Origin of the sequence: Desulfatitalea alkaliphila (assembly GCF_022968795.1) — a bacterium.
In the GTDB taxonomy this organism is placed as follows: Bacteria; Desulfobacterota; Desulfobacteria; order Desulfobacterales; family Desulfosarcinaceae; genus Desulfatitalea; species Desulfatitalea alkaliphila.
Genome location: NZ_JALJRB010000011.1, coordinates 42,161 through 65,942 on the forward strand (window position 1 = coordinate 42,161; position 23,782 = coordinate 65,942).

The window sequence follows — 23,782 nt, forward strand, 5'->3', positions numbered from 1 at the left end:
GCAAAGGAGCATCCATGGAAGGCACCCCACAGACCCACGAATTCAAAACCGAAGTACGCCAAGTCCTCAACCTGATCATCAACTCCCTCTATTCCAACCAGGAAATCTTTCTGCGGGAGTTGATTTCCAATGCATCGGACGCCATCGACAAAGTGCGTTTCCAGTCCCAAACCGATCCGGACATCCTCAATGGCGACAGCGACTTCAAAATCAAGATTCGCCCCGACGGCATCGCCCGAACCCTGGAGATCAGCGACAACGGCATCGGCATGACCCACGACGAAGTGATGGAGAATATCGGCACCATCGCCAAGAGCGGCACGGCAGGCTTTCTGGAGATGCTCGAACAGGCCAAAAGCGCCGATGTGCTCACCCCGGAACTGATCGGCCAGTTCGGCGTCGGTTTCTACAGCGCCTTCATGGTGGCGGAGAAGATCACCCTGGTAACCCGCGCCGCCGGCGCCACGCCGGACCAGGCGGTGCGCTGGGAATCCAGCGGCGACGGCACCTTCACCGTTGCGCCGGCCCACCGCGACCAGCGCGGCACCACCATCACCCTGGCGCTGAAAAAGGGGGACAAGGACGATCCCGATTACACCGATCAATGGTCGATCCGCCGCATCGTCAAACAACACTCCGATTTCGTGGCCTACCCCATCGTCATGGATGTAGAAAAAGAGGTGCCCATACCGGACAACGAACAAATCAAGGACAAGGAGGGCAAGCCCATCGGCGAAACCACGCGCCGGGTGGTGGAAGAAGAGACCCTCAACGCCATGAAGGCCATCTGGACCCAACCCAAGGATACGGTGGACGACAAGACCCACGAGGAATTCTACAAGCACCTGGCCCACGACTGGAACCCGCCCCTGGCCCGGCTGCACCTCAAGTTCGAAGGCGCCACCGAATACGATGCCCTGCTGTACATCCCCTCCCAGGCCCCCTTCGACCTGTTCCAGCCGGAGCGGCGCCACGGCATTCAGCTCTACTGCAAGCGGGTTTTCATCATGGAGGATTGCAAGGCCCTGATGCCCGAATACCTGCGTTTCGTCAAAGGGGTGGTCGACGCGCCCGACCTGAACCTCAACGTCAGCCGCGAGATCCTGCAGCAGGACCGCCTGGTGATCAACATCCGCAACAACCTGGTCAACAAACTGCTGGAGCTGCTGGGCAAAATGACCACCGAAGATTACGAGAAGTTCTACGAACAGTTCGGCGCCGTAATCAAGGAGGGCATTTACAGCGACAGCAACAAGCGCACCAAGCTGGCCGCCCTGGCGCGCTACAAAACCACCCGCTCCGACGGCGCCTGGGTCGGCCTGGACGACTACATCAAGCGCATGCAGCCGGATCAGAAGGCGATCTACTACATCACCGGCGATGACATGAACGCCCTGATCAACAGCCCGCATTTGGAAAAACTCAAGGAGAAGTCCTACGAAGTGTTGCTGATGGTGGATCCGGTGGACGAATGGGTCATGCAGGTGCTGACCGAATACGACGGCAAGCCGTTCAAAAGCGCCGAAAAGGGCGACCTGGAGCTGGAAGATGCCGCCGACGAAACCGACAAGGAAGCCTACAACGCGCTGTTCGGTTTTATCAAAGGCCAACTGGCCGCCAAAATCAAGGAAGTCAAAGCCTCCGCCCGGCTGAAGGATTCGGTGGCCTGCCTCTCGGGCGACAACTACGACATGAGCGCCTACATGGAAAAGCTGCTCAAGGCCGCGGGCCAAAAACCGCCCGAAGTGCAGCGCGTGCTGGAACTCAACATGGCCCATCCGGTGATGGCCAAAATCAAAACCCTCTACGAAAACGACCGGGACAACCCCGCCCTCAATGACTACTGCCACATGCTGTACGACCTGGCGGTGGTCGCCGAAGGGGGCAAACTGGAAAACCCGGCCCGCTTCTCCCGCATGGTGGGCGACGTGCTCACGCGGGCCATTCCGTAGAGCGAGGATGGGTGCCTCCTATCTGTCCACGACCGGGTATCCCCCGCAACGGTCCGATATGCCGCACCCCATAACGGTCGATGATCCACTGCAATTGCCCGGCATGCCGCACCCCGAACGGGCTCGCGTTTCCCCCGTAGGGGCACGGCATGCCGTGCCCGGGTTCGCATTCCGCCACCGCCGTTCCATCCGATTGCAGGAACATGATCCATCTTGCAGAGGCGCCTGCCCTGCGATGATGCCGGCTTGTTTTCACGGCATTATTCTTATTGCCACCGCCGAGGGCACGGCGTGCCGTGCCCCTACAGGGCGGGCATGCAGGGGAAGATCGTAGCGCCGGCGGTCGGCCGGCAGCACGAATCATTTGACAATTTCATGTCCGCCCGTTACAAGAAAGCATATCATCAGGGTCTGTTCGGGTGACCGCGGATCAATTGCAACGGAGTGGACGGGACCTGTCCGGCGGTCAATGGAAACATCATCGATCCACTGAATCTCCGTGGGGCGCAATGGGTGACCTTTCGGTGTTCAACGGATGAACGGATTGCACACGACCCTCGATCCAGGCTTCATGCCCCATTTGCATCAACCGTATACGATCCTGCTCCTCACCGCCGTGGGCCTCTCCATGGCGCTGGTGGTCGGGGTGCTGCGATATCGACCCAACCTGGGCACCCGCGCCTTCGCCGTGCTGATGGGTGCGGTGGCCATGTGGGCCTTCGTCACCCTGTTCGAAGTGATCGCCGCCGATTTGCCCACCAAAACCTTCAGCGGCAGCCTCAAATATCTGTTCATCGTCATCGTGCCGGTGGCCTTTTTCATTTTCGCCCTCTATTACGCCAACCGTCTGCGCCGCTTGCGTCCGGCCTTGTTGGCCGCCCTGTCGGTCATTCCGGTGGTGACCCTGCTGATGGTCATCACCAATGGCCACCATCACCTGATGTTTGAAACACTGGGGCTGCACCAGACCGAGCATTTCACCCTGGTCCAGCGCACCTTCGGGCCCTGGTTCTGGGTACACACCGCTTATTCCTACAGTCTGCTGCTGCTGGGGTCCGTCTTTCTGGCCAAATCCTTGATCGACGCGCCCCGTCTCTACCGCAGTCAGGTCGTTTCCCTGATCGTCGCCGTCTTGACCCCCTGGATTTTCAACCTGCTGTTTCTGTCCGGCGCCGGACCAATGCCCCACCTCGACCTGACCCCCTTCGCCTTCAGTATCAGCGGCCTGGCGGTCATGTGGGGACTGGTGCGCTATCGTTTGCTGGATGTGGTGCCCATCGCGCGGGATGTGGTCGTGCAGCACATGAGCGACGCCCTGATCGTGCTGGACGACGACCAGCGCATTCTCGACCTCAACGGAGCCGCCCTCGCCATCACCGGCGCCAAAGACAAGGCCCCCATCGGTCACAAGGCCAACCGGGTGTTCGGCTGGTGGCCGCCTTCGACCTCTTCCGGCGCCGCCGGCAAACTCGGTTTACCCGCGGTCATCGATCTGGAAAGCGACGGTGTCCAGCGGCGCATGCAGGTCACTGAATCGGTGCTGCACCATGATCGGCGCCGCCTCGGCCACCTGGTCCTGTTGCGGGACATCACCGAAGAGAGCCGGTTGCAGGAGCAGTTGCTGCAATCCCAGAAAATGGAGGCCATCGGCACCCTGGCCGGGGGCATCGCCCACGACTTCAACAACCTGCTGATGGGCATGCAGGCCAATGTGTCCCTGCTCCGGCTGGATGCCGCAACCGACGGTCCCGCCCGCGAAAAGCTGCGGCGCATCGAAAACCAGATTCAGTCCGGCGCCGCCCTGACCCGTCAGTTGCTCGGCTATGCCCGCAAGGGCAAATACGTGACCACCACCGTCGATATGCATCACCTGATCCAAGAGGCCCTGGAGGTGGTCCAGCGCACCAACAAGCACATCACCGTGCGCCACACCCCGCTCCCCTCACCGGCCCTGCTGGAGGCCGACCGCGGCCAGATGGAACTGGTGCTGCTCAACCTGTTTGTCAATGCGGTGGATGCCATGCCCAAGGGAGGCGAGCTGCAGGTGGCCACGCGACCGGTGATCCATGGTGAAGCGGCCGACCGGTGGCCCGACTTGGCGCCGGGGAACTATATCGAGATAACGGTGCGCGATACGGGGCAGGGAATGGATCCCGAAACCATGGCGCGCATTTTCGAACCCTTTTTCACCACCAAGGAGATCGGGCGCGGCACGGGACTGGGACTGGCTTCGGTGTACGGCGTGGTCAAAAACCACCAGGGGCACATCCAGGTGGATTCCAAGGAGGGCGAGGGATCGACCTTCACCCTGCTGTTGCCCGCATCGGCCGAAAAGGCGCTGGCGCCATGCGCCGCGGCGGCGAACGGGGGCGAGGATCCGTCCAACGGCCGCAAGATCCTCATCGTGGACGACGAAAGTACCATTTTGGAGCTGCTGGGCGAGATGGTGCAGAGCCTCGGTTTCACCCCCCTGCTGGCCGGCGAGGGGCCTGCGGCGGTCAAGCTTTATAGCGAGCACCACGCTTCCATCGATCTGGTGCTGCTGGACATGGTGATGCCCTACATGGACGGACGCGATGTGTTCGATGGCCTGACGGCTGTTCATCCCGGCTTACGGGTGATCGTGGCCAGCGGCCAAGCCCCCAACGGCCGGTGGGGGCACATCCTGCAAGGCGGCCCCCACCAGTTCCTCAAAAAACCGTTCACCCGGGACGATCTGTCCCGGGCGGTGCAACGGGTCATGGCCGAAGACGGTTCAAACGCCTGCGGTATTGCATCGGTTCCGTCCTGACGACGGCCATCAATCAATCGTTGAAAATGTCTTTCTCCATTTCCAGCGTGATGGCCTCTTGCTCCTTCAACCGTTGGGCCAAACCCGCGGTTTTGGGCAGCTCGTAGTGGAAGAAATAACGAGTCGTGTGCAGTTTGCCCTGGTAGAATTGCTGGTTGCTTTGGGACGGCTTGCCCGCCAGGGCCTTCTCGGCGGCAATCGACTGCAGCAGCCATTGCCAGGCGATGGCGATCAGGGAGAAGTATTCCAGGTACAAGGTGGCATCCGCCAGCATGGCACGGGTCCCCTTCTCCTCGCCGAAACCCTTCAACTGCTCCGTCACCTGCTGCAACTCTTCCAACGCCGTTGCCAGACGGTCGGCATAGGGCGCCAGTTTTTCCAGAGCGCGAGCGGCGGCGATGGTCGCGTTAACCTCCTGCACGAACAGCGTAAAGGCCTTGCCGCCTTTCATGCGCACCTTGCGGCCCAGGATGTCCATGCCCTGGATGCCGGTGGTGCCTTCGTGAATGGCGTGGATCCGGGTGTCGCGGAAATGCTGCTCCACCGGGAAATCCTCGCAGTAACCGTAGCCGCCGAAGATCTGGATGGCCTGGCTGGTGGAGAGAATGCTGGTTTCGGAAGGATAGGTTTTGGCCACCGGGATCAACAGGTCCAACAGCAAGGAGGCCTTCTCCTTCTCCTCGCCTTCCACGGCGAGCTCCAGGTCGCTGTAACGGCAACACTGCATCAGCAAGGAGAAGGCGCCCTCCACGAAGGCCCGTTGGAACAGCAGCATGCGCCGCACGTCGGCGTGCTCGATGATCGGCACCTGGGCAGTGGCGGGATCGGGCACCAGGCGACCCTGGGGACGCTCCCGGGCATAGTCGAGGGCCGCATAGTAGGCGGCCGAGGAGATGCCGATGGCCCCCATGCCCACGCCCAGGCGCGATCCGTTCATCATTTGGAACATGTAGGACAATCCGTTGTGGGGTTCACCCACCAACCAGCCCCGGCAGTCACCCTTCTCGCCCAGGCTCAGCTCGGTGATGGGGGCACCGCGGTAGCCCATCTTGTGGTAAATCTGGGTGATGGTCACGTCGTTGGGCTCCAGTCCGCCGTCCGCCGCGATGCGCTGGTTGGGCACGATGAACATGGAGATGCCCTTGACCCCGGCCGGCGCGCCCTCGATCTTGGCCAGCAGCATCTGCACCACGTTGTCGACGCCGTCGTGATCACCGGCCGAGATGAAGATTTTTTGCCCCTGCAACAGGTAGTATCCTTTGTCGGTGGGCACGGCCGTGGTGGTGATGTCGGCCAGGGAGCTGCCCGCCTGGGGTTCGGTCAGGGCCATGGTGCCCTGCCATTCGCCGTTGAGCATCTTGGGCACATAGGTGTCGATCTGCTCTTGTGAACCGAAGGAGGTGATCAGCCGGGCCGCCTTGGAAGTCAGGCCCGGGAAGACATGCGCCGAGTAGTTGGCGGCGGAGAAGATGAAGTTGCAGGCGTCGGCGATCAGATAGGGCAGTTGGGCGCCATCGAACTCCTCCTGGAACTTGGCCGCAATCCACCCCCCCTCGCCGAAGCGCTGCATGATGGTGCGCACCATGGGGTGCACCTTCACTTTGCCGTTCTCCAACACCGGCCCCTGGCGGTCCATCTCCTCGAAGATGGGATTGAGCAGGTCCTTGCTCAACTTCAAGGCGGCATCCAGGGTCATATCGAACATCTTTTTATTGTGGGCGCTGTAATAGGGATACTGGGTCATCCCCACGATATCGAACACCTCGTACAACATGAATTCCAGATTGCGACGACTCACATACTTTTTAGCCATTGGCCTTCTCCTGGTGGTGGATTATAAAAAATGTATCCATACACGGTTTCAGTTGATTGGATGCATTGGCGGACCGTTGCGGCATGACCGTTTCCAGCGCAACCCCGACACCACATTGCCCTGTACCACAATTGACGGCATCTGGAAATGTTCCATTTCGGACAAATAATGTGTCCGTGAGAAAACGAAATTCGCAGTCGGGGTATCTATTAGGGCATGCCATCGAACGAAACAAGGTGCATTGCCAAGAATCACGCTTTTTTCACCGGAAGTGTTCATTTCTGCGATGATTTTCAATCCGTTGGTCTTTGCAAGGCGCGAATGGTGAAGCGGTTCGCAGGGCGTTCAGGATGCGTAGGGAGCATAGGGGACGCAGGGTGCGTCGGGAGCGCTGAACGACCGCCGGCGGGTGGGGCGGGGGCCTGTGTGCTGCGCGTTTCGGCGCCAAGGGGCCATAATGGGGTGGGCTCCGGGCGGCCCGCACAACTCGCTGCGCTCAAACAGGTGCGGGCCGAACGCCCTACGCCCACCCCATAACGGCCCCTACGCGCCTGCACGCATTGCAGCACCCAGCCCCCCGACCCACCCGCCTCCGTGCGAGAACAGACAATTTCACTTTTGCGGTGGAACAATACCCTTTGTGGTCGGCGCGGCAGTAAGGGATTCCACGTGATCACCATCACAGTTGATTGGTGTAACCTTTCAACTCAAACCCTCTCTAACTCCCTCAAATCCATATAACCGATAGAATTCATTAACTTAAAACTTAACACCTAACACTTAAAACTGGCCCGCCATGGCGGGCTGGGTGTTGCGCAGCAACAAGAGGCTGTCCGCAAAACCGCCATATGTGCCAATGAAAAGGCGTGGTCCTTGCGCCCGTTGAAGTTGACTTCGTTTTTAGTGAAAACCTCTTGGCCTTCGGCCACCGGCAACCAGTTGCCGGTGCCACCCAGGGGATAAGCGCGCGCGGGCAGACACATAGGTCTGCCCCTACGGTACGGGGGTAAGGGGTTGGGTTGATTGGGTTGGTTCTTCACCAAAACCCAACACGCCCCACATAAAAATAGATAGAATTCATTAACTTAAAACTTAACACTTAACACTTAAAACTGTCCCCCAAAAGCTCCCGCCGGCTGTATTGCAAACCTACACACCCAACAACCGGGCAACGATGATACCGATGGCCAGCAGGACGGGGGTCGTGAGCACCACAATCACATTCTTGGTCAGATAAGGGATTAGATGTTCCAAGGCCGCATCCCGGTTGCGCTCCAGGCCCAGGGCGGTGCGGGCGGCCAGGGGGGCGGTGGCCAGGGCGAGCAGCGCCGGGGCGGGCAGCAGGCCCAGGGCCCAGGCGGCAACCACGGAAAGATAGGTACAGGCCATGAACAGTCCGTAAAAGGCCACGCCCGTATGCTTGCCGTAAACGATCATCAAGTGGCGCCGGCCCACGGCGGCGTCCGGCCCCAGGTCGGGAATTTGATTGATCAACAGCAAATTGTTCACCAGGAAAAAGGGCGCCAGGGAAGCCGCGAAGGCCGTCAGGCCATAGGATCCGGTCAGCACGAAATCCACGCCCATGACCATGAAGGGGCCGAACCCGAGGCCCGGCGCCACCAGGCACAGCAAGGGGCTGTGGGTCACCCAGCGGGTGTAAAAGGCGACGGCCAGCACCCCCGGCACGCCGACCCACAGCAGGCCGAGCCCCCTTGCCCGCAGGAAATAGGCGCCCACCAGCAATGTCAGCACCAGGGTTCCCCAGCCCACAATCGCGGCCCAGTGCGTCTTGTCCGGTTGGGCCGGCAGGGCCCCGCTGCCCCCGGAAAAGGGGGTGGGGGTGGTCTGTAAATCGAGGCCCGACCAGAAATCCTCGTACTCATTGATGGCGTTCACGCTGATGTGGGCCAGCAGCCCGCCGGCCAGGGCCAGCAGGAGCCAATCGATGCGCAATGTCCCCTGGACATAAAAGGCGGTGGCCGCACCCACCAATACGCAAACGGGTGTCAGCAACAAGAAGGGAATTTTCATGGGGCCGAAAAGAACGGATGGGGTTTTCATAGTACTGTTCCGCGGATGAGGGTTGATGGATGCCGTCGTTGAGCGAACCAGACACTTGCACCGCCAAAACGGCGCTGTCTTATATGCCAAAGCGGCGGCGATGTGTCAATGGAGCGGCCGGGCTGCGCAAACCGGAACCGGAGCGGAACGGGCAACCGCATGGGCCGAAAACCATGGCAGAGGTTTTCAAGGTCACAACCGCTTCGGCTTCAGTTCGACAATGCGTTCCATGTATTCCAGCCCTGCGGGGCGGTGGGTGATGAGCAGCACGGTCCGATCACGCATCACCGGCGCCAGGGTTTCCCAAAGGGCCTCTTCCGTGGAATGGTCCAGGCCTTCGGTGGGTTCATCCAGAATCAGAACGGGGGCGTTTTTGAGCAGGGCCCGGGCCACGGCCAGCCGCCGGGCCTGGCCCCCCGAAAGGCGGGTGCCCAGGGGCCCCACGGGGGTATCGAGTCCGGCGGGCAGGGATCGGATGAAAGTATCGATGCGGGCGATGCGGGCGGCTTCCATCAAGGCGGCGTCGTCCGCGTCCGGGTCCGCCAGCCGCAGATTCTCGGCGATGGTGGCATTGAACAGATAGACGTGCTGGGAGACCACGGCCATGCGGCCGCGCACCTGCTCTCCGGTGTAATGTCCCAGTGGACGGCCGTCCAGCAGGATCTCGCCGGCCTGGCAATCCCAGAAACGCAACAGCAGGTGCAGCAGGGTGCTTTTGCCCGCCCCGGCCGGTCCCACCAGGGCGGTGCGGGACAGGGCCGGCAGTTCGAGATCCAGGCCATCGAAAACCGGCCCGGCGGCGCCGGGATAGGTGAAGCGCAGCTGCCGGATGCGCAGATCCGCGCCCTGGGGCGGTGCCGCGGGTATCGCCGGGTCGGGCACCGGTGGCGTTGCGCCGGTGACCTGCAGAATGCGCTCGGCGGCGGTGCGGATTTGGCCCCACATGCGCCATGCACCGGGCAAGGGTTGCATGGCCTCGAAACTGGCCAGGGCGAAAAGGGTCAGCATGGGCAAGGCGGCACCGGACCAGGATGCGACGGCGAGGCGGGGGATTCCGAAGAGCAGCACCGCCCAGGCGGCCAAGCCCGCGGCCAGGCCGACGGCCCCCTGGGCGAAACTGTCCAGGCGGGCCTGGGTGCCTTGGCTGTGCAGCAGGGTACGGTTCAAATGGGCCACCCGCTCCCGTTGCGACCGCACCGCACCGTAGACCCGCAGCTCTTCAAGTCCTTGCAGGCTGTCCGCCACCCGGCGCCGCAAGCGGGCGGCGGTCTCGGTCTGCCGCTTACCGGCGGATTGGCCCAGCAGCAGTGTCAGCAGGGGCAACAATAAGCCTGCGGCCAGCCAAAGGCCCAAAACCGTCAGCGCCATGCCGCGATCATAGGCGCTCAAGAAGAGATAGCCGACCAGCATCACGGCCATGGCGGCCAGGGCCGGCAGCAGCATGCGCAGGTAGAAATGGTCCAGGGTGTCGATATCCGCCCGCAAACGGCTCAACAGCTCCGCACTGTGCATATCGGGCAAGCCACCGGGGACCAGGGGCGCCAAGCGCTTGAAGAAATGCACCCGCAGGTCGGCCAACAGGCGCAAGGTGGCATCGTGGGCAAAGAGCCGCTCCGCGTAGCGCCCCAGGCTGCGCAATATGGCCAGCAGCCGGATGCCGGCGGCGGGCAGAAAATAGTTGAAGACCTGCCCCTGGACGCCGGCCAGGGCCATCGAGGCCAAAAACCAAGCGGCCAGGCTTAACAAAGCGACATTGGCCAGCAGCGCGACCACCGCACACCCCAGACCCAGCAACAACCAGGGCCAGCGCGCCAGGGCGATGACAAACAACAGCCTCAGGACCGCCATGTCGCCTCCCTCCTTTGCCACTTACCGAAGCCGGGCGGGGATGGTCCCAGCGCACCTGCGGTCCGGGTACCGTCGCCAAACCGGCAGGCGCATGCCCAATGCCCGATGTTCAATGTCAAATGCAGACAAGTCATTGTACTGTACGCTTCACGTTCATACCCCATTGTCAGCACCGACCGTCGGCGGCGCCGGGATCGGTGATCGCAGCGCCACCGTCACCATCGCGATTCATCCACACCACCTTGTCCGCCGCTTCGATCAGCTCGGGATCATGGGACGCCGCAACGATGGTATGCCGGCCGGCAAGGGAGCGGAGAGTGGCGACGATGGCGCCGCGGCCGGCGGCGTCCAGGTGCGCCGTGGGTTCGTCCAGGAGCAACAGGGGGGCGTCCTTGAGCACCGCGCGGGTCAACGCCAAACGGCGGCGCTGACCTCCGGAGAGCCCTTCGCCCCCTTCGGCCAGCCGGGTGTGCCATCCTTGCGGCAGTGCGGCCAGGTCGCGGTCCAAGCCGGTCAGGGCGGCCGCGCGGTCCAATGCGCCCATGTCCGGTGCCCCGGCGCCACTGCTTTCGGGCAAAAGCAGGTTCTCCAACAAGGTGCCCTGAAAGAGAAATGCGCTCTGGGGCACCCAGGCCACGTGGGCCAGCCATGCCGCATTGGACAAACGGGCAAGATCGGCGCCGTTGACCGCAATGGTGCCCCGATCGGGCACGAGGCTGCCCAGCAGCAAGCGCAGCGCGGTGGTTTTGCCGCTGCCGCTGGGCCCGGCCAGCACCGCCAGGGTGCCGGCGGGCACCGTCATTTGCAGGCCGCGCAACACCGGCTGCCGGCCGGGGTAGCGGTACCGGACCCCATCGAGGTGCAACGCCACGGAACGCCAGCGTGGCCGGGCATGTTCCCGGCGCTGTGCGGCGGGTGCGGCGGGCTCCGCCAAAATGGCCATCAACCCCTCGGCGGCGGCCAGGGCCGACAGCCGGGCATGATACTGCGTGCCCAGGTTGCGCAAGGGCAGGTAGAACTCAGGCGCCAACAACAGGATGAAAAACCCGTGTTGAAACAACAGGTCCCCCGCCAGCAACTTGAAACCGATGAAGATGGCCACAAGGGCCAGGCTGATGGTGGCCAAAAATTCCAATGCCAGCGCCGAAAGAAAGGCCACCCGCAATACCCCGATGGTGGTCCGGCGATAATCATCGGTGATGCGGGCGATGATGTCCGCCTCCCGGCGCACGGCATTGAAGGCCCGTATGGTGGGCAAACCCTGCAAGCTGTCGAGAAAACGCGCGCTCAGGGCCGCCAGGCGACGCCACTGGCGCTGATTGAGCTTTTCGGCATAACCGCCGATGAGCACCATGAACACGGGAATGAAGGGAGCGGTGCCGAGCAGGATGAGACCGCTGGTCAGGTCCAACGGAAAGACGAAGGCCAGCACGGCCAGGGGAATCAAGGCCGCCAAGGCGGCCTGGGGCAGGAACCGGGCGTAGTAGGCCTCCAGCCCCTCCACGCCGTCCACCACCTGGTGGGTCAACGCACCGATGGACCGGGTGCGCAACCGCTCGGGCCCCATCCGCTGCAGATGGGTGTAGAGTCGCATGCGCAGATCGGCCTTGACCCGCAGCGCCGCTTGAACGCCGAAATTTTCCGCCAACCACACCAGCCCGAAACGTAACAGCATGAGGAGCGGCAGCAGGATCAGCATGTGGGCGACATCGCCCACGGTGCGGCCGTCGAACACCACGTCATGCACCACCGCGCCCAGCAAGCCGGCCTGAACGATCAACAGCACCCCTGCGCTCAGCCCGAGGGCGACGGCCAATATCAGACGCCGCCGGACCGGCGACGCCGCCTGTTGATGCAACCAGGTTTGCAGGGATCGCTTTTCCATAGATGGCGCCCACCATATCACCGAAAGCGCCGATGCCGAAGTCCAAAAGTCGCATCGTCCGGCCTTGGACGGAAACCGTCCGGGTTGCGCATTCAACGTTGACCCGGCCGGCTGATTTTGTCATATTCTCGCCCTTGGCACCCCACCCCCCAATCCCACAACAAGGAGAAAGAAGATGCAACGGTTTTGCCTCCGGCTGTCGATGGTGATCATGGTGTTGACGCTCTCAATGGCCGGCACGCCGGTCCATGCTTACAACCTGCCCTCGGTGAACCTGGGCGTCACCAGTTTCCTGGACGGCGGTCCGCCGGCCGGACCGGGACTCTATATCAGCCAGTACGTGCAACGCTGGACGTCGGACTACTTTGCCGATGGAAACGGCAAGCGCGCCTTTCCGGATTTTGCCGATGAAGATCTGGAAGCCTGGATCAGCCTGACCCAGTTTATTTATCAATCCGATCAAGCCGTTCTGGCGGGCGGCAAATGGGGGCTCAATGTGATCGTCCCCTATGTTTCGCTGGACGCCTCATATGCGGTCCCCGGATTTCCCGAAGACAACGGCGCGGGCCTGGGCGACCTGACGGTCGGCCCCTTGCTGCAATGGGACCCCGTCATGGGCGCCAATGGCCCGCGGTTCATGCACCGGGTCGAGTTGTCCCTGATCCTGCCCACCGGCAAGTACAGCAGCACCAAGGAGTTGAACCCGGGCAGCAACTTCTTCTCCTTCAATCCCTATTGGGCCGGCACATTGTTCATCACGCCCAAATGGACCGTCTCCACGCGCATCCACTATCTGTGGAACGCTAAAAACGGCAACCCCAACCACCGCCTCGCAGCCGATGACAGCCAGGCCGGCCAGGCGGTGCACCTCAACTTCGCCACGGCCTACCAGGTGCTGCCCATGCTGCGCCTGGGCATCAGCGGCTACTACCTCAAACAGCTCAGCGACGACAAAGTCGACGGCAACAAACAGCCGGGCACCAAGGAGCAGGCGTTGGGCATCGGCCCCGGTCTTTTGCTGCACATCAGCAAGGATGCCCACCTGTTCTTCAATGCCTATTTCGAAAGCCAGGCCGAAAACCGCCCCGAAGGCGAGCGCTTCCAGCTGCGCTTCGTCTACCATTTTTAGGGTTCGGGGGTTGGTCGGGCGCTCAGTACTCCGCCGCGACATAAGGCTTGATATCGAAGATGGGCGTGCCGTCGAACATATCCACGCCCTTGACGCGAATCCGGCCGCCGTCCACCGACAGCACCGACAACACCGACATGCCGATGGCATTGGGCCGCTTGGGGGTGCAGATACTGAAAACCCCCTTGCGATGCCGCCGTTGGCGCGGGATTTGGGTCAGCAGGTCGTCGCTGAACGGGGGACTGCGGTCGAAGTGGAACAGAACGACGATCTTCTGTCCGGCCTGGATGTCCCGCGCGCCTTCCCGGTAGCGGGGATGGATGTCCAGGGTGCCTTCGATATCGGAGGCGCTCCAGTGGTGGGGAATGGCGCTGTCCGCCGTGGCGGTGCGGACATGGCCGATGGAGTGGAAACAGATATCCATGGGGTGTGCGAACCTATGCCGTCCGCCGTTTGATCGGCGATGAATGGCGGTTTGGATAAAATGGGAAGTAATTTTTGCGCGAGCCCTCCATCAGGCACCCGCGGCCCGCTTCATATTCTCCAGGTGCTCCGTCCCCGATTGGATCACCATGGCTTCGAGGATCTGCTTGGCGCTGAACGTACCGCCCAGGGCCGCCACGGTGGCCGTGCGGTTGAGCGCCGCATCGTCCAGGCCCGACACATGGTCCACCATTGCGGCACCCTGCTTTTGCAAGATGTCCAACACCTCCTCCTTGGTGCATTGGGTGTGCTTGGCGGCGTGGTCCTTGTTCATGGCGTCGATCTGCGCATAGGTGAAGTCGGGCAGAGGTTGGCCGGCGGCCACCAGTTTCGCCAAATCGACGGCCCGGTAATGGGTTACGCCGATATGCCGGGCCACCACATTGATGGGCCAGTTCTCGCCGGCACAGGTTTTTTGCCAAGCATCCGCGTCGAGGGATTGGACAAACCGGATCAATTCATCGTTGAAAGCCTTGAGACGTTCGGCCAACTGCTGAGCAACGGTGGTCATTGACACATTCCTTTCCACATGGATTCAGCATAGGGTTTACACCACCATCATGTACCAAACGCCGCTGCCATGTAAAGGGGAAAACCGGAAAGGGCGCTCCCTTGATTACGCCAAGCAAGCGCCCTTTTCCTATTTGACATCCGGCCGCGGGGTATTCGCTTTTGGAGTAGCAGCCACCGTGGGGGATAGGACGAGATCCAAGCCTCAACCGGCACCGTCGATTTTCAGTTGCATCCGATGGGGCCCGGATCGGGGTCGTTGCCATTATTGCCGTTATCCACGTCCGGCACACAACCGGGCCCCTGTTCGATGCAATGGGCCTGCAGGGTGTCCCAGATCAGGTTGGCCAGCACCCGCGAGCCTTGATCGGTGGGATGGATTCTGTCCGGACCGATATATTGCGGGTTGGCGTTGAAGATCGGCATGGGTTCCACCAGAACGCCGCCGTGTTTTTGCACCAGCTTTTCCATCTCGTCGTGCATATAGAGAAAGGCCGGGCGCATGGAAGTGTCGAGAATGAAAAAGTAGTTCATATATACGATATTTTCCACACCATCGCGGCGCATTTTTGCAAACAGGGCATCGGCCGCCTCCAGGGAAGGCGCCAGCTCACGGCGACAGGCCGCGCTGACCGTGCCGCCGGAGCAAGACATTCGGGCGCCCACCTGCACATCGTTGCCGCCGCCGTCCATGATGACGGTCCGGATGTTGCCGTCCGCCCGCACGGCCCTGGCGTATTGATCGGGAATGGGCGTTACGAACGATCCCCCGTCCAACTGGGCGCCGCTGACCGCGTAGTCACGGTAGCGCTCTCCCGAAAGGCGCTCCAACTCATTGTGAATTTCACCCGACAGCGCAAAAATGGAATCACCGATGATCACCACTTGGGAATTGACATTGCCCCCCGATGGCACGCAGGCGACCATGGCCCATACAAGACACGCTGACAGACTCAAGCCCAACCATACTTTCCAGCCTTTCTTCATCTTCATGACATCCTCCCTGATTGATGATGGAATAGACAAGAGCGAATAACCGGTTCACGTACGTTATCACTGCCGGTCCCGAGCACAAAGCGTCACAAGGAAGCCTGATGTTGAATCGCTCCGGCCTGTTGGTCGCTCACGGCGCATACTAGCAAACCCGGATCCGCCGCACCATGGGGAAACCCCCGGAAATGACCGTCGAAAACCCTCGATCCGGCCCAACCGGAAAATGGCCGTGGGCCCATAGGGTCACTTTTTTTTTGATCACCGAAGGATCATGGGTTATAAGGACGGGCGTTTTGGCGGCGCAGGACACGAAAACGGCTGCGGAGCCAAGCGGATATGCGACATCAACCCTGTGCACCGGACCCACACCAGCCATGGAGGTTTTATGAAATCGGAAAAAGTCGGCCGGCGAATCAAGACATATATGGAACGCAAGGAACTCACCTTGACCGAACTGGCTGCCGCAACGGACCTCTCCACCGATTTTCTCACGTCGGTGATCGAGGACAACGTCTACCCCTCCCTCGGGCCGTTGCTCAAAATCGCCCGGGCCCTGGATGTGCGCCTGGGCACCTTTCTGGACGATCAATTCAGTGAGGACCCCTTGATCATGCGCCGGGAGGCACGCAAAAGCGAGCTGAGCATGTTGCGCGGCAAGGACAAGCCGGCGGACATGAAGTTTTTCTCCCTCGGCAAAGGCAAGAGCGACCGCCACATGGAACCCTTCTACGTCGAACTGCTGCCGGAATCGGCCGTGGACAAGCATTTGTCGAGCCACGAAGGCGAGGAGTTCATCGTTGTCCAGGAAGGCGAGATCGAGGTGCAGTACGGCGATGCGAACCACACCCTCAAGGTGGGCGACAGCATCTATTACAACTCCATCGTGCCGCACTATGTCAGCTGCAAGGGCGGCACCAAGGCCGCCATCTACGCAGTGCTGTACATCCCCAAATAGATCGTGGGCATCCGGCAAAGGAGATACCATGAGTGAGCCATTGCGCAAACTGACCCTGGGGCAGATGCTGGACGACACCATTGGCCGTTATCCGGACAATGAAGCGTTGGTTTACGTGGACCGCGACCTGCGCATGACCTACACCGAATTCGGTCGCGTGGTGGACCAGCTGGCCCGGGGCCTGATGGCGCTGGGCGTGGCCAAGGGGGAAAAGGTGGCGGTATGGGCCACCAACGTGCCCTACTGGGTCGCCTTGCAGTTCGCCACGGCCAAAATCGGGGCGATCCTGTTGACGGTCAACACCAATTACAAACGGGCCGAGCTGGCCTACCTGCTGGAGCAGTCCGAAACCGAAAACCTGTTCATCATCGACGGTCACATGGACACCGACTATCTGCAGACGGTCTACGACCTGGTGCCGGAGCTCAAGAAACAGGAGCGCGGCCGGCTGCAAAGCGCCCGCTTTCCCCATCTCAAACGGCTGTTCTTTCTCGGCATGGAAAAGCACCGGGGGTTCTACGCCCTGCCCGAGGTGATGGCCATGGCCGCCATGACCCCGCCGGAGGCCTATGCCGCGCGCCAGGCCGAACTGACACCCGACGATGTGGTCAACATGCAGTACACCTCCGGCACCACCGGATTTCCCAAGGGGGTGATGCTGACCCACGTCAACATCGGCAACAACGGCTACTGGGTCGCGCGCAACCAGCGCTTCAGCGAAAAAGACCGGCTCTGCGTGCCGGTACCCCTTTTCCATTGCTTCGGCTGCGTCATGGGAGTGCTGGGCGCCGTCAGCCACGGCGCCACCCTGGTGATCCTGGAAAAGTTCGACCCGGTGCAGCTGATGGCCTCGGTGGAACAGGAGCGCTGCACGGCGCTCTATGGCGTGCCCACCATGTTCATCGCCGTGCTGGGCCACAAGCTGTTCGACAAGTTCGATTTCTCCTCCCTGCGCACCGGCATCATGGCCGGCTCCCCCTGCCCCGTGCAGGTGATGCGCCAGGTGATCGACAAGATGAATTTGCGCGAGATCACCATCTGCTACGGCCTGACCGAGGCCTCGCCGGTGATCACCCAGACCCTGCCCGACGACGACCTGCGGCGCCGCACCGAAACGGTGGGCCGCGCCATGCCCCACATCGACGTCAAAATCGTCGATCCGGAAACCGGACGCATCCTCGGCCCCGGCGAACAGGGCGAAGTGTGCTGCCGCGGCTACAGCGTCATGAAGGGCTATTACAACATGCCCGAAGCCACCGCCAAGACCATCGACAACGAGAGCTGGCTGCATTCGGGGGATCTGGGGGTGATGGATGCCGACGGCTACCTGGCCATCACCGGCCGCCACAAGGACATGATCATCCGCGGCGGCGAAAACATCTACCCTCGGGAGATCGAGGAGTTCATCTACCGCATGGAAGGGGTGGTGGACGTGCAGGTGGTGGGCGTGCCCAGCCGCAAGTACGGCGAGGAGGTGGGCGCCTTCGTCATCAAGAAGCCGGAGGTGGATTTGAAGGCCGAGGACATCCAGGACTTCTGCCGCGGGCAGATCAGTCGTTTCAAGATCCCCCGGCACATCGCCTTCGTGGACGGCTACCCCATGACCGCCAGCGGCAAGGTGCAAAAATACAAGTTGCAGGAGATGTCCGTGGCGCTGTTCCCCGGACCGGACCGCATGTCGGTGGAAGAGATGGGCATCGCCAACAAATAGGGCCCGGCCGTTGCCGAATTGCAGCGGCCCTCAGCCGAACCGCGGACCCCCATTGTTCAAGGAGCGCAGGGCGGCGGCTTCAGTCGAAGGTCTTTTCCATCTTGTAGTCGTCCATCACAAAGCCGCCGCCGATGTCCTGCACGATGGGTCCGGCATTGGTGAAACCCATCCGTTCATACCAGGCGATGGCGGCGGCATTGTGCTTGTTGACCGTCAACCAGACCATCCCCAGCCCTTGGCGGCGGCAAAGATCCTCCACGAACCGCAGCATCTCCTTGCCCAGGCCGTGGCCGCGCTGCGAGGCGAGCAGATAGATCTTGCTGAGCAGAAGCGAGCCGTCGTCGACATCCGGCACCACGGCCAGGTAGCCCACCTCCTGTGCGTCACTTGTCACCAGGTAGTATGCATAATCCTCGTCGACCTGTGCCGCCACCGCCGGCGCGCTCTGGAACTTCTGCACCATGTAGTCCACCTGCGCCCGACCGATAATGGGCGTGTAATGAGCCGTCCAGATCTCGCGCGCCAGCCGCGCCACGGCCGCGATTTGCGTTTGTGATCGAACCTTGTGGAAACCGATCATGCGTTCCTTCCAAGAGAATGCGGTCGCCGGCCGGACCGCTTGACCGGCAATCGGCAATTTCAGAACCGCCAAAAAAGGGTGATCAACGGCACCGCCACCGCCACCACCAGGATCGACATGGGCAGGCCAAGTTGCCAATAGTCGCCGAAACGGTACCCGCCGGGGGCCATGACCAGGGCGTTGGATTGGTGACCCACCGGCGTCAGAAAGGCACAGGAGGCCCCCACGGCCACACCCATCAACAGGGGATCGGCCGACACGCCCATGCCCAGGGCCAGGTGGATGGCGATGGGGGCCATCAGCACGGCGGCGGCGGCATTGTTGACCACGTTGGACAGCAGCATGGTGCCCACCATGAGCACCGCCAGAGTGACCACCGGGGCGAAGTGGTCGGACAACAGCATCATCTTGTCGGCGATCAGTTGTGCCCCGCCGGTGGTTTCCAGGGCATTGCCCAAGGGAAACATGGCCCCCAGCAAAATGATGATGGGCCAGTCGATGCTCTCGTAGATCTCCTCCACCGAAATCAGTCCGATGACGATCATGATCAGTGCCGCCGCCATGAATGCGATCTGCACGGGCATTACATTGAAGGCGGCCGCCGCCATCGCCGCGCCGAAAATGCCGACGGCCATCACCACTTTGCGCGGTTTGGGCAAACGAAAGCCGCGTTCGGCCAGGGGCAGGCACCCCAAGTGGGTCAGGGCGGCCTGCAGCGCCTCCTGGCCGCCCTGGAGCAACAGGATGTCGCCCACGGCCAGTTGGGTCTGACCCAGGCGGGTTCTGAGCCGTTGCCCCTGGCGCGCCACGGCCAGCAGGTTGACATGATGGGTGCGCCGCAACCGCATGCCCGCCGCGGTTCGCCCGACCAGCACGGAACCGGTGGTGACGATGGCCTCGATGATCCGGATCTCCTCCGATTCCATCGCCTCCTTGTGGTCCACCTTGTTCTCCGCCAACTCGAACCCCAGTTCCTCGACCAGAAACTGCAACTCCTCCGCGTCGGCTTCCACCACCAGCAGATCCCCTGCTTGCAGCACTTCGTACCATGACGGCGCGGGGATGTACCGGTCGCCGCGGATCAGGCCCGCAACGGTGATCTGCTCGCCGTCCTCCATGGCGGCGTTCAGGTGGAACAGGGTCCGGCCGACCATTTTGGATTCCTCGGCGACGATCACCTCCGAGATATAGTCGTCGATCTCGAACAACTCTTCGGCCGATTCGGCACTCTCCCGCTTGGGGGTGAGGCGCCAACCCACCAGGGCGATGAACACCAGGCCCACTAGTGCCACGCCCGCGCCCACGGGGGCGAAATCGAACATGCCGAAAGGCGGCGCATCGGTCTGGGTGCGGTAGGTGGCGATGATGATGTTGGGCGGGGTGCCGATCAAGGTCAGCAGCCCCCCGATGAGGGATCCGAAGGCCAGGGGCATGAGCAGCAGGGAGGGCGAACGGCCGCTCTTGCGCGACAGCCAGATGGCCACGGGCATCAGCAAGGCCAGTGCCCCCACGTTGTTCATGAAGCCCGAGCAGAGCACCACGATGGCGGTCAGGGTGGCCACCTGCACCGTGGGACGGTCGCCCACGCGGGAAAGCAGGCGGGACATGGCATCCACCACGCCGGCGTTGAGCAGGCCGCGGCTGATCACCAGCACGGCGGCCACGGTGATCACCGCCGGATGGCCGAACCCCAGAAACACCTCGGCAGGCGGCACCAGCCCGGCAATGAACACCAGAAAGAGAGCCCCCAGGGCGACGATATCGTAGCGCCAGCGCCCCCAGACGAAGAGGAGCAAGGTCGCCAGCAAAATGGCGAAAACGATGGTCTGGTCAACGGTCATCCCCATCATGGCGCACCACCATCAAAGCATCCACGGCCACGGGCCGTTCGCCGGCCAGGATCACCGGATTCAAATCGATTTCGGCGACCGCCGGAAAGGCCAGGGCGATGTTACCCACCGCCATCAAGATGCGCGACAGCGCCTCCTTGTCCGCGGCGGGCATGCCCCGTACCGCCTCCAGAATCCCGGCGCCCTTGATCTCCGCCATCATCTCCATTGCATCTCCTTGGCTCAAAGGCGCGCGGCGGAAGGCGATGTCCTTTAAAATCTCGGTGAATATACCCCCCAGGCCGAACATGACGCACGGCCCGAACTGGGGATCGCGGGTCAGGCCGATGACCAGCTCCCGCCGCCCCCGCACCATCTCCTGTACCAACACGCCGCCGTCGACGCCCTGCATGGCGCCGACGATCTCATCGTACATCCGCAGCGCCTCGGCCGCATCGCGCACATCCAGGCGCACCAGATGCCGTTCCGTTTTGTGGACGATGTCGGCGGCGCACCCCTTCATCACCACCGGGAAACCGATGCTTGCGGCAGCGTCGGCCAGCGCCGTACGGTCGGTCACCAGCACCTCCCGGGTGACCGGTATGTCGAAAGCGGTCAGCACCTGTTTGGCCTCGTGCTCGGACAAGGCCTTGCGCCCTTGGGCCAGGGCCTCTTGGATGATCTGTTGCGCCATCGCCTGGTTCATACCGTTTTCCTTCCGTAATGAACATTCAAATGGCCGATGGCCCGGAGTGCTTCGTGCAGCTCGTCGAACACCACGATGCCATGCGCCATGAAGGTCCGGCGCGCCAGGGCGATCATCTCCACCACATCCAGGTGATCCAGGCCCCTGCGCGGATTGGGCAGCACGACCACCACCGGCTTGCCCGTGCGGCGGGCCACCTCTTGGAAATGGGCCGCCAGATCGCGGTAAGGCGCCACCTCTTTCACGGGCAGGCCCATCATGCGGGCCATGTTCTTGTAGTGGCTCAAGAGGCTGATGAAAATCTGCAATTCGATGCGTGGGTCCTCGGCGGCCAGCAGCAACACCTCCTTGAGCACTTCGGGCGCCACAAAAGGGTTGGCCACATCCACAGGATTGCCGGCGGAAGAGCCCGGTCGGGGCAGGATCGCCTCGATGCGCTCGACCAGGGGTGGGTCAAAGGCCGGGATGGTCAAGCCGAAGGGCTCGGCCGCATCGGCCGCCGCCACCCCCAGGGCGCCGCCGCCGCCCAGCACGCTGATCCGGCGGAACGGTCGCGGCGGCAGCATGGCAAAGGCCAGGGCCGCCTGGCTCATCTCCGGCAGGTCCCGCACCTGCACTGCATTCACCTGTCGCAGCATGGCGCGCCAGATGCGGCGGCTGCCGCCCATGGAGGCGGTGTGGCTCTGCACGGCCCGCGCACCGGCGTTGGACAGGCCGCCCTTGTAGACGATCACCGGCTTGCGGCGGGCCGCGGCCCGCATGGCGTCAAAAAAAGCGGCGCCGTCGGCGACGCCTTCGATATAAAGGGTGATGACACCGGTCTCGGCATCATCGGTCAAATAGCGCAGCAGTTCAACTTCCCGCAAATCGGCGCCGTTGCCGAAACTGACCATTTTGCTGAACCGCAAACCGATGGATTTGCCCGTGTTGGCAAAATCGATGGCCATCCCGCCACTCTGGGAAAGAAAGGCCACCGGCCCACTCTCACGGGAGAGGTCGGGGCCCGGCAGCACCGTCAAACCGCTCGCGGGGCAGTAGATGCCGAAACAGTTGGGGCCGATCACGCGGATCCCGCGCCGGGCCACCTGCACCACCTGTTGCTCCAGCAGCCGCCCCTCCTCGGTGCCCAGCTCCTTGAAGCCGGAGGAGAAGATCTCGGCGCCCGCCGCCCCCTTGCGGCGGCACAATTCCAGTGCTTCGGGCACCGCCCGGGCCTGCACCGCGATGATGGCAAAATCGATGGCGCCGGGGATATCGGCCACGCTGGGCAAAATGGGGACGCCGTCCAAGGTCCCGCCCTTGGGGTTGACCAGGAAAATCTCGCCCTCGAACCCGATGGTGCGAAGCGAGTGGAAAATGCCGCTGCCGAACCCCGGCCCGCGGGTGGAAACACCCACAATGGCGATGCGCCGCGGATGGAAGATGCGCTCGAAGTCAGTGGTCACCGTAGATGATGGCATGTCGTTCATCGGTCGAAGGTCGCCTCCTCGGGTCAACTGCTGCATTTGCCGCCACGCCCATTGTGCCGGCGGCGCACCGATACACGGCCGCTGCCGGATGGCGGCATGCGGGCGCCTTTCGGCCCCGCACACCCCCGGCAGCGGTCATCGGCATGTCTTGCCTTTGCTACCCTTGCGGCTTCTCGTAAAAGAGCGAGGTGCGCCCACCATCCACCACCAGGTCGTGGCAGTTGACGAAGCTGCCTTCGTCACTGGCCAGAAACAAAGCGGCATAGGCGATGTCCTTGCCGATACCGGCCCGCGGCAGCGGCGTGGCCCTGGCCAGGTTGCGCATCAGCTTGTCCATCTTGCGCTGGTTGGCCTCGTCATCCAAGGCCTGGGCCACCTGGGAGCCCCCATAGAAGATGGGCGTGGCGATGGCGCCGGGAGAGATGCAGTTGACCCGAATGCCGTGGGGGCCCAACTGCACGCCGGCGATGCGGGTCAGCTGGGTGACGCCCGCCTTGGCCGCGCTGTAGAGATATCCCCCCTGGTTGGAGCGCAGGGCGGCGATGCTGGAGTTGTTGATGATGCAGCCCGATCCCCGGGCCTTCATCACCGGCGCCGCATAGCGGATGCCCAGCACGGCGCTGCCCAAGAGCAGCTTCATGCTGTAGACGAAATCGTCCATGGTCACGGTGTCCAGGGTGCCGCGATCCTTACCGCCGGCGTTGTTGAACAGGCAATCGATACGTCCGAAGGCTTCGGCCGTGCTTTCGATCAGCGCCTTGATGTCCGCCTCCTCGGTCACATCGCACTTCTTGTAACTCACCTTGTCGCCCAGCCGGGCGGCAATGGCCGCGCCCTTCTCCTCGGACCGCCCGGCGATGACCACCGTGGCCCCCTCGGCCGCGAACACTTCCGCCGTCGCCTCACCGATCCCACTGGTACCCCCCGTAATAACAGCAATCTTCCCATCCAATCGACCGCCCATAAACAACCTCCAAATCAATCCAAGAAGTAAATATAAAAGGAAACATACCTTCCCTTAAAACTTAACACTTAAAACTTAAAACTTTTTCTCATTTCCCCCGCGC

At 62.3% G+C, this 23,782-nt stretch carries 17 protein-coding genes; 5 read left to right on the forward strand and 12 right to left on the reverse strand.

From position 1 onward, the window contains the following. The first annotated feature begins 14 nt into the window (after nucleotides 1-14). On the forward strand, nucleotides 15-1,952 hold the full coding sequence (gene htpG / locus MRX98_RS11390) for a molecular chaperone HtpG (RefSeq protein ID WP_246907735.1): 1,938 nt from the start codon (nucleotides 15-17) through the stop codon (nucleotides 1,950-1,952). Between the two features lie 535 nt (nucleotides 1,953-2,487). Beyond that, on the forward strand, nucleotides 2,488-4,743 hold the full coding sequence (locus tag MRX98_RS11395; RefSeq protein WP_246907739.1) for a histidine kinase N-terminal 7TM domain-containing protein: 2,256 nt from the start codon (nucleotides 2,488-2,490) through the stop codon (nucleotides 4,741-4,743). Nucleotides 4,744-4,756: 13 nt separating this feature from the next. Here MRX98_RS11395 and MRX98_RS11400 read toward each other — a convergent pair whose 3' ends face one another. From MRX98_RS11400 to cydD, 4 genes are all read right to left on the reverse strand, one after another. Beyond that, nucleotides 4,757-6,556, reverse strand: a complete 1,800-nt coding sequence (locus MRX98_RS11400; RefSeq protein ID WP_246907749.1) for an acyl-CoA dehydrogenase — start codon at nucleotides 6,554-6,556, stop codon at nucleotides 4,757-4,759. A gap of 1,149 nt (nucleotides 6,557-7,705) precedes the next feature. Then, nucleotides 7,706-8,617, reverse strand: coding sequence for a prenyltransferase (locus MRX98_RS11405; protein WP_246907752.1), 912 nt, complete (start codon nucleotides 8,615-8,617; stop codon nucleotides 7,706-7,708). 192 nt (nucleotides 8,618-8,809) lie between these two features. After that, nucleotides 8,810-10,465: a thiol reductant ABC exporter subunit CydC gene (gene cydC / locus MRX98_RS11410; protein ID WP_246907762.1), complete on the reverse strand. Its 1,656-nt coding sequence runs from the start codon at nucleotides 10,463-10,465 to the stop codon at nucleotides 8,810-8,812. 166 nt (nucleotides 10,466-10,631) lie between these two features. Beyond that, nucleotides 10,632-12,350 (reverse strand): thiol reductant ABC exporter subunit CydD, encoded by a 1,719-nt coding sequence (cydD, locus tag MRX98_RS11415; RefSeq protein WP_246907789.1) that lies wholly within the window; start codon nucleotides 12,348-12,350, stop codon nucleotides 10,632-10,634. Nucleotides 12,351-12,525: 175 nt separating this feature from the next. On the opposite strand from cydD, the gene MRX98_RS11420 reads away from it, so the two are divergent. Further along, nucleotides 12,526-13,479, forward strand: coding sequence for a SphA family protein (locus MRX98_RS11420; protein ID WP_246907802.1), 954 nt, complete (start codon nucleotides 12,526-12,528; stop codon nucleotides 13,477-13,479). Between the two features lie 22 nt (nucleotides 13,480-13,501). Here the strand turns inward: MRX98_RS11420 and MRX98_RS11425 are convergent, their stop codons facing one another. From MRX98_RS11425 to MRX98_RS11435, 3 genes are all read right to left on the reverse strand, one after another. Continuing rightward, a complete protein-coding gene (locus MRX98_RS11425) occupies nucleotides 13,502-13,903 on the reverse strand; it encodes an SAM-dependent methyltransferase (RefSeq protein ID WP_246907805.1) in 402 nt (133 codons plus the stop codon). A gap of 90 nt (nucleotides 13,904-13,993) precedes the next feature. Next, nucleotides 13,994-14,473 (reverse strand): DinB family protein, encoded by a 480-nt coding sequence (locus tag MRX98_RS11430; protein ID WP_246907808.1) that lies wholly within the window; start codon nucleotides 14,471-14,473, stop codon nucleotides 13,994-13,996. 224 nt (nucleotides 14,474-14,697) lie between these two features. Then, complete coding sequence (locus MRX98_RS11435; protein ID WP_246907811.1) at nucleotides 14,698-15,465, reverse strand: SGNH/GDSL hydrolase family protein; 768 nt, start codon at nucleotides 15,463-15,465, stop codon at nucleotides 14,698-14,700. Between the two features lie 385 nt (nucleotides 15,466-15,850). On the opposite strand from MRX98_RS11435, the gene MRX98_RS11440 reads away from it, so the two are divergent. Both MRX98_RS11440 and MRX98_RS11445 read left to right on the forward strand, forming a co-directional pair. Next, nucleotides 15,851-16,420 (forward strand): helix-turn-helix domain-containing protein, encoded by a 570-nt coding sequence (locus tag MRX98_RS11440; protein ID WP_246907815.1) that lies wholly within the window; start codon nucleotides 15,851-15,853, stop codon nucleotides 16,418-16,420. Nucleotides 16,421-16,448: 28 nt separating this feature from the next. Next, nucleotides 16,449-18,131 carry an AMP-binding protein gene (locus tag MRX98_RS11445; protein ID WP_246907818.1) on the forward strand — a complete coding sequence of 561 codons (1,683 nt, stop codon included), beginning with the start codon at nucleotides 16,449-16,451 and terminating at the stop codon, nucleotides 18,129-18,131. 79 nt (nucleotides 18,132-18,210) lie between these two features. Here the strand turns inward: MRX98_RS11445 and MRX98_RS11450 are convergent, their stop codons facing one another. From MRX98_RS11450 to MRX98_RS11470, 5 genes are all read right to left on the reverse strand, one after another. Continuing rightward, entirely contained in the window at nucleotides 18,211-18,711 is a 501-nt protein-coding gene (locus MRX98_RS11450) for a GNAT family N-acetyltransferase (RefSeq protein ID WP_246907822.1), read from the reverse strand. A 59-nt stretch (nucleotides 18,712-18,770) separates the two neighbouring features. Further along, nucleotides 18,771-20,561, reverse strand: coding sequence for an SLC13 family permease (locus MRX98_RS11455; RefSeq protein ID WP_246907825.1), 1,791 nt, complete (start codon nucleotides 20,559-20,561; stop codon nucleotides 18,771-18,773). Beyond that, on the reverse strand, nucleotides 20,542-21,246 hold the full coding sequence (locus tag MRX98_RS11460) for an acetate--CoA ligase family protein (protein ID WP_246907828.1): 705 nt from the start codon (nucleotides 21,244-21,246) through the stop codon (nucleotides 20,542-20,544). Before MRX98_RS11460 ends, MRX98_RS11455 begins: the two co-directional genes overlap by 20 nt. Beyond that, complete coding sequence (locus tag MRX98_RS11465) at nucleotides 21,243-22,715, reverse strand: CoA-binding protein (protein WP_246907831.1); 1,473 nt, start codon at nucleotides 22,713-22,715, stop codon at nucleotides 21,243-21,245. The genes MRX98_RS11460 and MRX98_RS11465 overlap by 4 nt, the downstream gene beginning before the upstream one ends. A gap of 157 nt (nucleotides 22,716-22,872) precedes the next feature. Beyond that, nucleotides 22,873-23,679 carry an SDR family NAD(P)-dependent oxidoreductase gene (locus tag MRX98_RS11470; RefSeq protein ID WP_246907834.1) on the reverse strand — a complete coding sequence of 269 codons (807 nt, stop codon included), beginning with the start codon at nucleotides 23,677-23,679 and terminating at the stop codon, nucleotides 22,873-22,875. Nucleotides 23,680-23,782: the final 103 nt, after the last annotated feature.

Bases quoted from the DNA above. Each gene is read 5' to 3' on its own strand.
- MRX98_RS11465 (WP_246907831.1), bottom strand. From the start codon at position 22,715: ATGAACGACATGCCATCATCTACGGTGACCACTGACTTCGAGCGCATC.
- MRX98_RS11470 (WP_246907834.1), bottom strand. From the start codon at position 23,679: ATGGGCGGTCGATTGGATGGGAAGATTGCTGTTATTACGGGGGGTACC.
- MRX98_RS11430 (WP_246907808.1), bottom strand. From the start codon at position 14,473: ATGACCACCGTTGCTCAGCAGTTGGCCGAACGTCTCAAGGCTTTCAAC.
- MRX98_RS11460 (WP_246907828.1), bottom strand. From the start codon at position 21,246: ATGAACCAGGCGATGGCGCAACAGATCATCCAAGAGGCCCTGGCCCAA.
- cydD (WP_246907789.1), bottom strand. From the start codon at position 12,350: ATGGAAAAGCGATCCCTGCAAACCTGGTTGCATCAACAGGCGGCGTCG.
- MRX98_RS11440 (WP_246907815.1), top strand. From the start codon at position 15,851: ATGAAATCGGAAAAAGTCGGCCGGCGAATCAAGACATATATGGAACGC.
- MRX98_RS11455 (WP_246907825.1), bottom strand. From the start codon at position 20,561: ATGATGGGGATGACCGTTGACCAGACCATCGTTTTCGCCATTTTGCTG.
- MRX98_RS11425 (WP_246907805.1), bottom strand. From the start codon at position 13,903: ATGGATATCTGTTTCCACTCCATCGGCCATGTCCGCACCGCCACGGCG.
- MRX98_RS11420 (WP_246907802.1), top strand. From the start codon at position 12,526: ATGCAACGGTTTTGCCTCCGGCTGTCGATGGTGATCATGGTGTTGACG.
- MRX98_RS11450 (WP_246907822.1), bottom strand. From the start codon at position 18,711: ATGATCGGTTTCCACAAGGTTCGATCACAAACGCAAATCGCGGCCGTG.
- MRX98_RS11445 (WP_246907818.1), top strand. From the start codon at position 16,449: ATGAGTGAGCCATTGCGCAAACTGACCCTGGGGCAGATGCTGGACGAC.
- htpG (WP_246907735.1), top strand. From the start codon at position 15: ATGGAAGGCACCCCACAGACCCACGAATTCAAAACCGAAGTACGCCAA.
- cydC (WP_246907762.1), bottom strand. From the start codon at position 10,465: ATGGCGGTCCTGAGGCTGTTGTTTGTCATCGCCCTGGCGCGCTGGCCC.
- MRX98_RS11400 (WP_246907749.1), bottom strand. From the start codon at position 6,556: ATGGCTAAAAAGTATGTGAGTCGTCGCAATCTGGAATTCATGTTGTAC.
- MRX98_RS11405 (WP_246907752.1), bottom strand. From the start codon at position 8,617: ATGAAAACCCCATCCGTTCTTTTCGGCCCCATGAAAATTCCCTTCTTG.
- MRX98_RS11435 (WP_246907811.1), bottom strand. From the start codon at position 15,465: ATGAAGATGAAGAAAGGCTGGAAAGTATGGTTGGGCTTGAGTCTGTCA.
- MRX98_RS11395 (WP_246907739.1), top strand. From the start codon at position 2,488: ATGAACGGATTGCACACGACCCTCGATCCAGGCTTCATGCCCCATTTG.